Consider the following 14,566-nt stretch of genomic DNA (forward strand, 5'->3'; position numbering starts at 1 on the left):
AGTTATTCTTGATTAAGGATAGGTCCCTGTCCCTGCTAACCTCAGCCACCACCGCCCATCATTGCCATGAGTCAAAGTACCAAAACTCCCTTGCGGGCCACCCTACAAAATCAGTTCTCGATTATTGTCAGTTTTCTAGCCATTTTTTGGCTATTGGAAATTTTGGATGCATTTGTTTTTCAGGGCAGTTTGGACCAATTCGGCATTTATCCCCGCTCCCTAGAAGGTCTGAGGGGAATCTTGTTTGCCCCCTTTCTCCATGCCGACTTCGGCCATTTAATCGCCAACAGCGTTCCCTTTGTTGTTCTAGCTTGGTTGGTGATGCTCCAGGAAGTAAGCGATTTTTGGATTGTAACCATTATTACCATGGCGGTGGGAGGCCTAGGGGTTTGGCTCATTGCGCCCCCTAACACTGTCACCGTTGGGGCCAGCATTTTGATTTTTGGTTACCTGGGATTTTTATTATTGCGGGGTTGGTTCCAAAAAAATCTCGCTTCCATTGTTCTTTCCATCGTTGTCTTAGTTCTCTACGGCAGTGCTCTCTGGGGCTTACTTCCCGGTCGGCCGGGGGTTTCTTGGCAGGGCCATTTATTCGGCTTCATTGGTGGGGCGATCGCCGCCTGGTTAATTGCCAGGGAAAAACACTACTACGGCAAAAATTAAAGCGGGAAAAATTGCCCTGATCAGCAATGGTGTTGTCTCCCCACAGATTCTTCCGATGACGACTTTTGTTTGAGAATCAATAGGGTGACATCATCCTCCGCCGGTTGATCTCCCAAAAAATGTTTCAAATCGGCGATCGCCTGGTGACGAATTTCCTCCGGGGTCTGGTGTCGGTATAGGGAAAGCACTGTTTGGAGCCGTTCTATGCCATAAAATTCCCTCTGACCATTCATTGCTTCGGTGATGCCATCGGTGTAGAGCACAGCCAAATCACCGCTATTTAAACTAATTTCCCGCTCCGTCACAAAGGCACTAATATCTTGTTCCAAACCCAGGGGGAAACCCAATTCAAAAGTATCAATCTGTTCCGTTTCCCCAGTGCTGCGGATAATCAACACCTCCTCATGTTGCCCACTCAAACGGATTAGCCCCGCTTCATATTGCAACAAGCTTAAGGTCATATTTTTAGAAGACCCCATGCGCCTGGTGTTTTCGTAGATGGTACGGTTCATGGCACTCAACAATTTGACCGGATCTGTTACCCCATGTTCTAACAAAGTCCGCAGGGCGGTTTGGGCCATAATCATCACCAAACTACTTTCTAGGTCATGGCCGGTGACATCCCCAATGCTGATGCGAACTTGACCGTTGGTTTGCAATACGTCGTAATAATCTCCTCCCACCTCAGTGGCGGGCTCCATGAAACCAGCAATTTCTAGCCCTGCCACCGCCGCTAATTCCTGTTCCGAAGGCATTAGCATCTGTTGCAATTGTCGGGTAATGTCGATTTCCGCTTCCAACCGTAAATTTTCGTCCTGTAATTTCTCCGTCAGGCAACAGAGGGCATCGGCCACCGTGTTAAAAGCATGGACCACCTCTGCCATTTCGTCCTGGGTTTGCAATTCCACCGCTTTCGTTTCCCTCCCCGCCACCATTTTTTCCGCCGCACTACTCAAACTGGCAATGGTGGCCATAACGCTGGCATAAAAGCCCCAAAAGAGATAAACGGCGATCGCCAAGGTGGCTAAAACGAAGGTGCTGAGGAGCCATTGCCGTTGCTGGAACCGCTGAATCCTTTGGGACAATAACTGGTCTAATTCGGGACTAAGCACCCGCCAAAACTGCAAACTGTTCAGTAAACTCCATTGGCTCCGCTGACTTAACCCTGGATCATCGAGCTTGATTTGCCCCGTAATTACCCTGGTTAAACTTTGATCCAACGCTTCCAGAGCGGTGGCCAAACCGTTCAGGCCACTATCTACCCTGGGTTGTAATTGTTCATTGGCATTGTGGCTAAAGGCCACCCCAAGGTTGTTTACCAAACTGGTTCTCAACTGGTCTAACTGGGCTTTAATCACCAATAATTGGGATTCCTCCCCAGGGGAAAGTCCCGAACCCCTATGGGTGGCGATAATATCGCCCAAATGAGCTAAATCGGTCTGAATCTGGGGCAATTTCAGCAATAGGGCTTCCATCAGGTAATAACTATCCAAATCCGGATCGAGGATCAGGTTAGATTGGTTGCCTACCTTGGCCCGCAGAACGGCGATCGCCTGGAGGATGTGCTCCAGTGTTTCTTGTTTTCTGATCTCCCCAACGGTTGCTAAAGCTTGCTCTAGGTCACCGTAGTCTGTTGCTGTGGCTAACTGTTCTCCCCAGCGGGCTTGGGCCTGGTCTAATTGATCCATAGGAGTTTGCCAATGGGCGGACCCCAGGGAAGTGAGGGGTTGCATCAACACCGTTTGCTGTAGTTGTTGGAGAGGATTCAGGTAGGCCAAACCCTGACGTTCCAGTTGGGCAAACTGAATTTGACCCTGGATTTCCGACAGCAAAAGAAAAATAGCCAAACCCAAGGGAAGCAAAAAGCAAACACTAATCAGGGCAAATTTTTGGGGATAGTGCAAACGATTGATCAAGCCCACCGCTGGTTTGAGCACCCTTTGCCCCAGAGTTACCGGCTCCATAACTTTTTCCTAATCACTGCAACAAAACCATTTTTAAGACGACCCAGGGCCGCCATTGGCAACCACAGGGTTTTTCCGACCCCAACGCTAACACAATCCTGGGGCCATACCCGTTAAGGAAAATCAATGCCCAACCCTGGCTTTTGTCATTGCTATGATCAAAAAGCAAAGTCAAACATTCACTTTTCCTTCTTTTTCCCTAGTCCATGCCCCTACCTCGTTTACTGACTATAGTTCTGGCTGTCAGCTTCATTTTGGGGATGGTGATTTGGCTCATTGATGCTATTCTGCGGCTTTACTCCCAGGTGGCTTGGACTTCCCCTTTTTTGGCAAATATTGTCATTTTGCTAATTATCGGGGTACTCACCCTGTTGATTGCCACTTTTTTCTACTATTTCAACCTGGCTAACCAGCCCAAGGATAGTGCAGGTAAAAAACGGCGGCGCATTAAATTACCGGAGCAAAAAACGGAAACGGCGGCGGCCAATTTGCAGGCAGTGCGGCGGCAGATGCAACAGATTCAAGACCAGGTAGCCCAAAGGGCCCTTCTGGAAAAAACTCGCTTAATTGAAGCCCAATTAAAACGGGGCAATTTAAATTTAGTTGTCTTTGGCACTGGAGCGGCGGGAAAAACCTCTTTGGTCAATGCTTTATTAGGCCAAATCCAAGGGGAAGTGGCCCCGACCATGGGTACTACTACTGCGGGGGAAAAATATTACCTTTACCTGGATGGGGTAAGCCGGGATTTGGAAATTACGGACACACCGGGCATTTTGGAGGCGGGGGTACGGGGGACAGAACGGGAAACGGCGGCTCGACAATTGGCCACGGAGGCGGATCTACTTTTGTTTGTGGTGGATAATGACCTACGCCAGTCGGAATATGAACCCCTCAGGGCGTTGGCTAAAATTGGCAAACGTTCCCTATTAATTCTCAACAAGGCTGATCTGTACCCCCCGGAGGAGGTGGAAATACTTTTGCAGACCCTCCGGCAACGGGTCAAAGGCTTTATTCCCCCGGAAGATGTGGTGGCGATCGCCGCTCGACCCCAGGATGTGGCCATTCAACCGGGGTTAATGATGAGGCCCGATCCGGAAATTGAGCCTTTGGTGAAACGTTTGGTGGCTGTGCTCCGCAGTGATGGGGATGACCTGATGGCGGATAACATTCTGTTGCAGTCCCAACGGCTGGGGGATGAAGCTCGGCAAATTATTGAACAACAACGGCAACGGGAAGCGATGAAAATTATTGACCGTTACCAGTGGATTGGGGCCGGGGCCATTGCGGTTACACCTCTGCCGGTGATTGATCTTTTAGCGACTACGGCCATCAATGCCCAAATGGTGGTGGAGATCGGTCGGGTCTATGGCTGTGAAATCGACGGCGATCGGGGTAAGGAGTTGGCCATTTCCCTGGGTAAAACCTTTGTGGGTTTAGGCATTGTCAAAGGAGCGGTGGAGTTGATGGCCCAAGCAATGCAGTTGCAACTCACCACCTACATCATCGGCAAAGCGATCCAGGGCATAACCGCAGGCTATCTAACCCGCATTGCTGGTAAAAGTTTTATTCAATATTTTCGCCAGGACCAGGACTGGGGCGATGGTGGTGTGGCGGAAGTGGTGCAACAGCAATTTCAACTCAGTCGCAAAGATGAATTTATCCAAGCCTTTGTTCAGCAGGCGATCGCCAAGGTGGTGGAACCCCTGGAGGATTTTTGGGTTAAAGAGACCGTTGACAGTCCCCCAGAACAGCTAGAACCGTTGCCAGAATTAGAGAATTTAATTGCTTTGGAAGAAGAATTAATCGAAGCCACCCCACCGGAGCCGGAAGTTTACCGTACCCGTTACGCCGATTGGGATAGTCCCCCACCCCAACGCCAGGATGATTGGTGAATGAATCTTTCACCCGGATTTGATTAGAAATTCAGTGGAGAAACAAAAAAGACGACCCCCCCAAAAGGCGATCGCCAAATAATTCAGCTCGTTAGGGTAATCAACTCGAACCAGTCAGTTACCCACGGAAATGATTAAGCATCGGTGTCAACCCGACCGTAGAAAATACCCCGGACTTTAACATCGAGGGGTTCCTTCGCACCCAAATCGGTGTCGGAAGGTTGCTCACTTTCAAAAATACCGGCAATTTCCCCAGTGGAACCATCAACCTGGGTCACCTGCAAGGAAAGGGTTCCTTTACCCAAGGGGGTTTCCTTCTTATTAGTACGGAAATTGTCCGCCGCCGAAGGCAGAGCTACCGCATTGTCATAGCCGGTATACAGACCCCGGGCTTTGGGATCCAAGAAACCAGCACCCCGGTAGGAAGGTACGTTGAAGTCGCCAACAAAATCCGTGGAACTGTTGATGGAAGTGAAACCAGGCTCCGTTGTGCCAGTGAAATTTTTCACCGTGAAAAAGAAGGGTACTTCTTCACCACCGGGTAACAACACCGTGATTGGTTGGAAATCAATGCCATCTTTCTCTTTAAAAGTCAGCGTGCCATCAGCAGCCACGGCAATGGTGCCCCGGATTTGTTCTAGGCTAGTGGTTTGACGGGTCAGAACCTTACCTTTAACGTATTCAGGCTTTTGGCGTTTATTAACGGGTTCTTCCTTAACAAAATACTCCTGGGGTTCCATGCAGAAGTCGGAAACGAAATATTTACTATTCGGTTCCACCTCAATGGTGCCTCTGGTGAAGGAAGAAATTTCAGGGCAAACGTTAGCTAGGCCCGTATTTAGAATGTCATCGTAGGTAAGCTGGCTCTTATCAACCGCAAAGGCACTGCCGCTATAGAAAAACGTTAGTAGACCAAAGCAGACTGAAAGCAAAGCCATAATAGACGGACGAAACCTCATGGTTTAACCTCGCTTAAGTCAATCTCAAATTTTTTGTCTTTTTCAGGCCTTGTCCGGCTCCAGACTTACACGCATGCAACCCTAGGGATTATGGACAAAATAGGCTTATTTTAACGAGATCCACTCTACCAAACTTTCGTTACCTTACCAGCCCAGGTCTGGGGGTGAACAATTTCAGAACAGGGCCTTGGCCACAAACCACTATCATTTGGGTTGGCGTTTGTTTGTGAACAGCCCATTTGCCTAACTGAGCTTTACTGGAATCAATGGAATCGATCAACCAAAAATTATCTCTAACTCCTGAGTTGGAAGCCCTCATTGCCACCACCGAAGCCCTGGCGGAAAATTATCAGGATGACCACGACCGTTTGCTACAACTCCTAAGGGTTCTGGAATCTCTCCACCGTCGCATTCGCATTGACTATTTTGAACCGGCTTTGCCCAACACTCGTCGGGGTCTGTATGGCTTATTACGGGATATAGAAGAAAGTGGCGGTTGGCCCTATATTGAGCGGGGCAAACTGACCCATTTCATCAAAAATTTGCAGGAAAGCCTGGAACAGGAGGTGGAGTCCCTGGGGGAATTGGAGGAGTTGGATTAGCCAAAGCCGTCCCCACAAAGAAACTAGGCTACGGGATTAGTAGGACAAAAAACTTCAATAACCTTGGAACTGGGGTGCTAGGATTCGAACCTAGGAATGGCGGGACCAAAACCCGCTGCCTTACCGCTTGGCTACACCCCATTGATTAACCTTTGCTATTCTACCAGCACTGTTCCGAGTTCTGTCAAGCTCCCCTGAAAAATTTGCCTTTGGGCTGCAAACCATGGTTTTGACTAGGGGAACTAACCCGTTTCCATTTCACCCAAAGTACCAACGAGGTTAAACTGGGCGAGAAACAATCATTGCCAACGGCTCTATGGAATGGTTCGCCATTGCTCTGTCCACTTTTCTCACCTTCCTTGCTCCCATCAACTTCATCGGCGATCAAGTCATAGCCAACCAGATTCGCCAGCGGGTTCATCGGGTGGAAGACCTATCCGTGCGGGTGGATAATGCCCCCAACTACCAACTGATCCAGGGCAAAATCCAGCGGGTTCGCCTTGCCAGTCGGGGTCTGGAAATATTGCCCAGCCTACGGATTGAACAACTGCAATTGGAAACCGATCCCATTGACGTGGATTTGCAAGCTCTGCGGGAAAATCGCAACCTCCCGGGGTTGAGACAAGCCCTACGGCAACCATTCCAGGGAGCGGCGGAACTGGTGCTCACCGAAGCAGATGTCAATAAAGCTCTGCAAAATCCCACTGTTAAAGAACGGTTACAAAAACAAATTGACCAAAGGGTGCCGGCAGATGTACCTCGATTTCAACTGCTCAATGCCCAGGTGGATTTCCTCGAAGGCGATCGCCTAGGTATTAACTTAGAATTGGGGCAACAACTAGAACCCAATGCTGAGCTAGAAAAATTAGCCATTGCCATCGAAACTGGTATTTCCATCCAAAACGGCGATCGATTAATCCTGGTGGACCCCAGTGCTATTCTCAATGGCCGCCGTATCAACACTAATGTTCTCAGTAGCATCATCGGCAGTTTTAGCGATAACCTCAGCCTAAAAAGATTAGAAAACCGGGGCATCACCGCCAGAATTTTACGGTATGACATCAGCCCGGACGAATTTAGCTTTAGCGCCTTTGGTAGCATTGCACCGGAAAAATAACAAAAAAATGCCCCCAATACGATGGATTAGGAGCAAAACCTTTTTGCAGGTCAAAGTGCTAATGGAGTCTTAAACGTGGTTAAACGTTCGACTTAATTTCACCTAGACGACCGGGGTAGCAAAATCACTAACCGACAACTTACCGCTGAAGTTGGTCAGCTCAATAAAGGCATCGGTGTTGGCATTGAAGCCAAACGAACCATTATTGATGGCAACAAAGGTTCGCGCTCCTAAGCCACTACCTACGGTAATTTGAGCAGCATCATAGGCTCCCAGGGTTGCCAAGCCAAGCACTGTTGCTCCTAGTCCAAAGATGCTGTTGACGTTCAGATGGCGAACAGCAGGAGAAAAGAAACCGTTATTGGTTGGTGCGGATTGAACTAAGAACTTATCTTCACCAATTTTAAAATCGGTGATCACATCAACTTTGGACAGATTAACGTTGAACCAGGAAATGCCGATCCGTGAGTCGGTCAAAGTGGTGTAGTCAAACAGATCATTACCGGAACCACCAGTTAGAATATCCTTCTCTGCGCCACCGGAGATTAAATCATCTCCACAACCGCCATCTAGAGTGTCATTGCCATCACCACCGTATAGGGTGTCATTGCCAGCCTCACCGAACACACTGTCGTTCCCTAGATCACCGTATAGGAGATCATCGCCCTCTCCGCCATAGACAGTATCATTGTCCTTGCCTCCCCTGACGGTATCATTACCTATATCACCGTATAGGAGGTCATCGCCCATATTGCCGTTTATGTTGTCATCACCCTCACCACCGTATATGCTGTCGTTTCCGCTACCACCGAACAAATTGTTGGCTTGGTCATCACCGGTAATGGTGTCGTCGCCACTAGTACCAGTAACATCATCAAAGTTAACCACCTTGACTAAAGTCTGAAGGTTAGATGCACCAGAAATTAAGATACTATCCGCACTTAAATCTACGTTGATGGTAATACCTGGATCAGCACCGGAAAAGTCGATGGTGTTATTGCTCGCACTAGCATCGGCAATCACCTCTTCAATGTTGAGGAGAGTGTCTGTTCCAGATGGCTTCACAACGGTTAGGGTCAGATCGCCAGTTCCGTTTAATGTGATCGCTCCCGCCACACTGCTGTAGTCGGCAGTGTCATAGTCGCCGCCCCCATCAATGGTATCATCGCCAGTACTAGCGATGAAGACATCATCTCCGGCCAAGCCAAATAGTTTGTTATTTCCCGAGTTACCGGTGATGACGTTGTCTAGGGCATTACCCTCACCGTCAATGTTATCCGTGCCCGTTAGAGTTAGATTTTCGATAAATTGAGGAGTTAACGGAAGCAAGGTCAGTGCAAGATAGGGTAAATACTCCAAACCTAGGCCGATTACGGGCAAAGCAGCAGCAGCATTGTTTGCAACTCCGCTGATACCGGGCAAAGAAAAAGTCGGACCGTTTAATGAATAGGTCACTGAAGACTTGACTAAATCTGTACCATCTGTGTTTAGCCACTCTCCAACTAAATCACCAACATTGTCTACGATGTAAACATCGTCACCGAAGCCGCCGAACATGGTGTCAGCGCCGGTACCACCGTCTAAAAGATCATCCCCCGTTAATCCTACCAGGATGTCATTTCCTGCGTCACCAAAGATTTGATCGTCCCCTAGGGTGCCAATTAAAGCCGGACGAAAGTTTTTGGTCTGCAAAACTAAGCCTAAAAAACCCCCGAAGGATGCACCGGTGTTGTTGTCGTTTTGGGGAGTACCGTTAACGATAGCCATAGTATTTAACCTCTAGTTATGAAACAAACTGTAGAGCGGAAAGCGGAAAAATGTAGTGCCCGAACACCGAGCATTTTTAATATAGGATTGCGGCGGGTGACTGAGCTTAAGTTGGGACGAAAGCCTCAAGTCAAGGGAGATTGAGTGTTTTCTAGATAGACCAGCGGAGTTTGATATCCACTGTAGGTGTTCATACTGAAATCTTACACTAGGCTAATTGATTTAAGTGCAAATAAATGCTTAGATTTGTATTTTTTTGATTAACTTTTGTGACTTTTATTGGAGTTTTATAAGGTCAGGGTTTATATGTTTGTAACCGTACCAAAGAAGGCGTAGGACGGAGTAGATTTTTGTCAGATAGCTGGCCCAATATTTGACTCCAACATCGGTTACGCCCCCATGGCCTCGATTTTTCTGCTAGAAATACCTAGGGGCCTGTTGAAAAAATCCCTTTAAAATCGAACCCTTTAGGAGAACACCAATTATATGTTTACTAACGTCAAGTCCACCATCCGCCGTGTTGATCCCGAAGCGTTGAATGGGCGCAAACTGCTCAGGGTGGTCTATGTGGTCTTGGAATCCCAGTATCAGAGCGCTTTGTCGGCGGCCGTTAGAAACATTAACCGTACCAACTCCAGCCTGGCCATCCAGTTAACGGGCTATTTGATCGAGGAGTTGCGGGACCCGGAAAATTATGCCAACTTTAAGCACGATGTCAGCGAAGCCAACCTCTTCATTGCTTCTCTGATTTTTATTGAAGATTTGGCCGATAAAGTGGTGGAAGCGGTGACCCCCTACCGGGACCAGTTGGATGCGGCGATCGTTTTCCCCTCCATGCCCCAGGTGATGCGCCTGAACAAAATGGGTTCTTTCTCCATGGCCCAGTTGGGTCAATCCAAAAGTGCGATCGCCCAGTTCATGAAGAAGCGCAAGGAAAACAGCAGTGGTGCTGGCTTCCAGGATGCCATGTTAAAGCTGTTGCGGACTTTGCCCACGGTGCTGAAATATTTGCCGGTGGAAAAGGCCCAGGATGCCCGTAACTTCATGCTTAGCTTCCAGTATTGGCTGGGGGGCTCCCAGGAGAACTTGGAAAATTTCCTGTTAATGCTGACGGATAAATATGTCTATCCCGATTTGGGCTTGGACAAACTGGTGAACTACCAAGAGCCGGTAGTGTACCCCGACATGGGCATTTGGCATCCCCTGTCCATGCAGATGTTTGAAAATGTTACAGACTATTTAAATTGGTACAATCAACGGTCAGATATTAATGACGACTTAAAAGACCCCTTGGCCCCCTGCATTGGGCTAATTATGCAACGCACCCACTTGGTCACGGGGGATGATGCCCATTACGTCGGCATGGTGCAGGAACTAGAAGCCATGGGGGCCCGGGTCATTTGTGTGTTCTCCGGCGGGCTAGATTTTTCTAAACCTGTCAATGAATATTTCTGGGATAAATCCGTTAACGGGGTCGAGCCTTTACCCATTGTGGATGCGGTGGTTTCCCTGACTGGTTTTGCCCTAGTTGGTGGCCCGGCTCGTCAAGATCATCCTAAGGCGATCGAATCTCTGAAAAAACTCAACCGCCCTTATATGTGCGCTCTGCCCCTGGTGTTCCAAACCACAGAGGAGTGGGAGGCCAGTGACCTCGGTTTACACCCCATCCAGGTAGCTCTGCAAATTGCCATTCCTGAATTAGACGGAGCCATTGAACCGATTATTCTTTCCGGTCGGGATGGTTCCACCGGTCGGGCCATTGCTCTCCAAGACCGTCTAGAGGCGATCGCCCAGCGGGCTATGAAGTGGGCCAACTTACGCAAAAAGCCCAAATTAGATAAAAAAGTTGCCATCACCGTTTTCAGTTTTCCCCCCGATAAGGGCAATGTGGGGACAGCGGCCTATCTGGACGTGTTTGGCTCCATCTATGAGGTAATGAAGGGCCTCCAGGGCAACGGCTACGATGTGCAGGATTTACCCGGTTCCGCCAAGGAGTTGATGGAAGCGGTGATCCACGACGCCCAGGCCCAATACAACAGCCCGGAATTGAACATTGCCTACCGCATGTCGGTGGAACAATACGAACGGCTCACCCCCTATTCTGTGCGGCTAGAGGAAAACTGGGGCAAACCACCGGGACATTTAAACAGTGATGGTCAAAACCTACTGGTCTACGGGAAAGAATTCGGCAACGTATTCATCGGGGTACAGCCCACCTTTGGCTACGAAGGGGACCCCATGCGCTTGCTATTCTCCCGTTCCGCCAGCCCCCACCACGGTTTCGCCGCCTACTATACCTATTTGAACCATATTTGGAAAGCTGATGCGGTGCTCCATTTCGGCACCCACGGTTCCTTGGAGTTTATGCCCGGTAAACAGATGGGCATGTCCGGGGAATGCTATCCCGATAACTTAATTGGAACTATTCCTAACCTATACTATTACGCCGCCAACAACCCTTCTGAAGCAACGATCGCCAAACGGCGGGGTTATGCTTCTACCATTTCTTACCTAACGCCGCCGGCAGAAAATGCCGGTCTATACAAAGGGCTACAGGAATTAAACGAATTAATTGGTTCCTACCAAACCCTTAAGGATTCCGGCCGGGGTATTCAGATCGTCAACACGATCATGGATCAAGCCCGCATCTGCAACTTGGATCAAGATGTCAACTTACCCGACATCAACGCTGAAGAGATGACTGCTGAACAGCGGGATACCATTGTCGGTTCCGTTTACCGCAAACTGATGGAAATTGAGTCCAGGCTCCTGCCCTGTGGTCTCCACGTTATCGGCCAACCCCCCACCGCCGAAGAGGCGATCGCCACGTTGGTCAATATCGCCAGTTTGGATCGGGAAGAAGAAGGCATTTGGGCCTTACCTACCCTGATCGCCGAAAGCATTGGGCGCAACATGGAGGAAATTTATCGCAACAGTGACAAAGGTATTTTGACCGATGTGGAATTGTTGCAGGACATCACCCTCGCTACCAGGGCCGCGGTGGCCGCCTTAGTGCAGGAGCAAATTAACGCTGACGGTCGGGTTTCCTTCGTTTCGAAACTGAACTTCTTCAAAATTGGCAAAAAAGCCCCCTGGGTTAAATCCCTCTGTGATTCCGGCTATTCCAATGTCAATGAGGACAAACTCAAACCCCTGTTTGAATACCTAGAATTTTGCCTAGAGCAGGTTTGTGCCGATAACGAATTTGGTGGTTTACTGCAAGCCTTGGAAGGGGAATACGTCCTCCCCGGCCCCGGTGGCGATCCCATCCGTAATCCCAATGTTTTACCCACAGGGAAAAATATCCATGCCTTGGATCCCCAGTCAATCCCCACCCTGGCCGCTGTGCAATCGGCAAAGGTGGTAGTGGATCGCCTTTTAGAACGACAACGGGCAGAAAACGGTGGTAATTATCCCGAAACCATTGCTTCTGTGCTCTGGGGAACGGATAACATCAAAACCTATGGGGAATCCCTGGCCCAAATTATGTGGATGCTTGGGGCTAAACCAGTGCCCGATGCCCTGGGTCGGGTTAACAAGATTGAACTAGTTTCCCTAGAAGAATTGGGTCGTCCTCGCATTGACGTGGTGGTAAACTGCTCCGGTGTATTCCGGGATCTGTTTATTAATCAAATGAATCTGTTGGACCAAGCGGTGAAACTGGCTGCCGAGGCCGATGAACCTTTGGAAATGAACTTTGTCCGCAAACATGCCCTGGAACAGGCAGAGGAAATGGGCATTGGGGTGCGGGAAGCGGCCACCCGGATTTTCTCCAACGCCTCCGGTTCCTATTCCTCCAACGTCAACCTAGCTGTAGAAAACAGCAGTTGGGAAGACGAATCCGAATTGCAGGAAATGTACCTCAAACGCAAGTCCTTCGCCTTCAACTCCGACAACCCCGGCATGATGGATCAAAATCGGGATATGTTCGAGCGGGCTTTGAAAACCGCCGATGCTACTTTCCAAAACCTAGATTCCTCGGAAATTAGCTTGACCGACGTTTCCCACTACTTTGATTCCGATCCCACCAAGTTAATTGCCACCCTGCGGGATGACGGTAAAGCCCCCGCCGCTTACATTGCCGACACCACCACCGCCAACGCCCAGGTACGAACCCTGTCGGAAACGGTGCGTCTTGATGCTCGCACTAAATTGCTGAACCCTAAATGGTACGAAGGAATGCTTTCCCACGGCTATGAAGGGGTGCGGGAATTGTCCAAACGGTTAGTCAATACCATGGGCTGGAGTGCCACCGCCGGGGCCGTCGATAACTGGGTTTATGAAGATGCCAACAGCACTTTCATCAAAGACGAAGAAATGTGTAAACGGCTGATGGACTTAAACCCCAACTCCTTCCGCCGCATGGTCAGCACTTTATTAGAAGTCAATGGTCGCGGCTATTGGGAAACCTCCGATGAAAACCTGGAACGGTTACAGGAGCTTTACCAGGAAGTGGAAGACCGTATTGAGGGTGTTGTAGAATAAGCCTAGACAAGACTTGGGGACTAGTCTAATAATTAGTCTCCTTGTCTAAATAATGCTATGAAAAATACTTTTCGAGGAGTAATATGGTCTAGTTTTAATGCTATCAATGGCTGGTTCTTGGGAGCTTCGGGGATACTGATTGGAGTTGTATTAATTCGGTTTCCATTCAGTATGCCAATTCCATTAGATTTGGTTTTAGTAGTCGGATTGTTTACACTACTAGCTTTCATGGTTCTGATCAATGCTTTAAATATTTCTTTACAGGAATATCACAAACTAGAGAAGCGTAATATTCCCCGTATTTTGACTGCTTTTAAAGAACAAAATACAGATTCTATTAACTGTCTTCTAGAATACTCCGAGATATTTTCCCATGATATGATGGTTTCTGTTTACTATACCAACCAAGATGATATTGAGGTTTTGATAGCGACGGGTTTTGTTAAGAATGTACAGGATAATGGCAAGATTATGATCAAACTAAATAACTTAGAGACCGGGCAGAAAGAAATTCTTGAAAAACTTTCCAGTAATGACAAATCAATTATTGGTAGAACTATCATTAAACCAGGAATTCCCCAAAAAATATTTAATCAATTACTTTTCGACAATCAATTTAGTTGATTTTAAAAAGGATTTGCTATGAGCGATACAACCATGGAAATAACTTCGCAAACACCTCTTGAAAGTCCGAAAGGAACTTTCCCTGCAAAGGTGGCCAAAATTATTGATGATTCTAAATTAGTAATTAATCGAGGCAGATCTCATGGTATTCGCAAAGCCCAAAGAGTGCTAGTCTACTGCATTGATGACGATGAAATTAAAGACCCCGACACAGGTGAGTCATTAGGCTTTCTTGAAGTAGTTAAAGGAACAGGAGCAGTTATTTCAGTACAGGAAAATCTTGCTACAATTCAATCTGATCAAGAAAAAACTTACACACGAGAATTTAGAAATTTATATTCTCAGTTACCGATAATGGGGGGGGAAGTTATTCGCGAATCAAGAATTATTCCTTTTGATAATCCCCAAGTTGGTGATTTTGTTAAACCCATTTAGTCTGAAAATAAAGTAAGTTTAAATGGCGATCGCCAAATGAAGACTATCAATTTTACCA

Annotated in this window: 10 protein-coding genes and 1 tRNA gene; 7 read left to right on the forward strand and 4 right to left on the reverse strand. The window is 48.1% G+C overall.

The features are described from left to right. Nucleotides 1-66 precede the first annotated feature (66 nt). Complete coding sequence (locus D082_RS14260; RefSeq protein WP_028946998.1) at nt 67-663, forward strand: rhomboid family intramembrane serine protease; 597 nt, start codon at nt 67-69, stop codon at nt 661-663. Between the two features lie 20 nt (nt 664-683). Here D082_RS14260 and D082_RS14265 read toward each other — a convergent pair whose 3' ends face one another. Further along, nucleotides 684-2,627, reverse strand: coding sequence for a PP2C family protein-serine/threonine phosphatase (locus D082_RS14265; RefSeq protein WP_051738889.1), 1,944 nt, complete (start codon nt 2,625-2,627; stop codon nt 684-686). A gap of 206 nt (nt 2,628-2,833) precedes the next feature. Here D082_RS14265 and D082_RS14270 point away from each other — a divergent pair, with 206 nt between their 5' ends. Further along, entirely contained in the window at nt 2,834-4,519 is a 1,686-nt protein-coding gene (locus D082_RS14270) for a GTP-binding protein (protein WP_028946997.1), read from the forward strand. 134 nt (nt 4,520-4,653) lie between these two features. On the opposite strand, the gene D082_RS14275 is transcribed toward D082_RS14270, so the two are convergent. Beyond that, nucleotides 4,654-5,478, reverse strand: a complete 825-nt coding sequence (locus D082_RS14275) for a photosystem II manganese-stabilizing polypeptide (RefSeq protein WP_028946996.1) — start codon at nt 5,476-5,478, stop codon at nt 4,654-4,656. Nucleotides 5,479-5,744: 266 nt separating this feature from the next. Between D082_RS14275 and D082_RS14280 the strand changes: the two genes are divergently transcribed. Further along, nucleotides 5,745-6,080 carry a hypothetical protein gene (locus D082_RS14280; protein ID WP_051738890.1) on the forward strand — a complete coding sequence of 112 codons (336 nt, stop codon included), beginning with the start codon at nt 5,745-5,747 and terminating at the stop codon, nt 6,078-6,080. Between the two features lie 69 nt (nt 6,081-6,149). Here D082_RS14280 and D082_RS14285 read toward each other — a convergent pair. Then, a tRNA-Gln gene (locus D082_RS14285) sits at nt 6,150-6,221 on the reverse strand. 175 nt (nt 6,222-6,396) lie between these two features. Here D082_RS14285 and D082_RS14290 point away from each other — a divergent pair. Beyond that, nucleotides 6,397-7,197: a DUF2993 domain-containing protein gene (locus D082_RS14290; RefSeq protein WP_028946994.1), complete on the forward strand. Its 801-nt coding sequence runs from the start codon at nt 6,397-6,399 to the stop codon at nt 7,195-7,197. Nucleotides 7,198-7,299: 102 nt separating this feature from the next. Here D082_RS14290 and D082_RS14295 read toward each other — a convergent pair whose 3' ends face one another. Further along, nucleotides 7,300-8,964, reverse strand: coding sequence for a calcium-binding protein (locus D082_RS14295; RefSeq protein ID WP_028946993.1), 1,665 nt, complete (start codon nt 8,962-8,964; stop codon nt 7,300-7,302). A gap of 486 nt (nt 8,965-9,450) precedes the next feature. On the opposite strand from D082_RS14295, the gene D082_RS14300 reads away from it, so the two are divergent. Genes D082_RS14300 through D082_RS14310 form a run of 3 tightly spaced genes read left to right on the forward strand, consistent with a single transcriptional unit; the run spans nt 9,451 to nt 14,508 of the window. Then, complete coding sequence (locus D082_RS14300) at nt 9,451-13,449, forward strand: magnesium chelatase subunit H (RefSeq protein WP_028946992.1); 3,999 nt, start codon at nt 9,451-9,453, stop codon at nt 13,447-13,449. A 57-nt stretch (nt 13,450-13,506) separates the two neighbouring features. Further along, entirely contained in the window at nt 13,507-14,073 is a 567-nt protein-coding gene (locus D082_RS14305) for a hypothetical protein (RefSeq protein ID WP_028946991.1), read from the forward strand. An 18-nt stretch (nt 14,074-14,091) separates the two neighbouring features. Next, complete coding sequence (locus tag D082_RS14310) at nt 14,092-14,508, forward strand: hypothetical protein (protein WP_202963090.1); 417 nt, start codon at nt 14,092-14,094, stop codon at nt 14,506-14,508. Nucleotides 14,509-14,566: the final 58 nt, after the last annotated feature.

Origin of the sequence: Synechocystis sp. PCC 6714 (genome assembly GCF_000478825.2) — a bacterium.
In the GTDB taxonomy this organism is placed as follows: domain Bacteria; phylum Cyanobacteriota; class Cyanobacteriia; order Cyanobacteriales; family Microcystaceae; genus Synechocystis.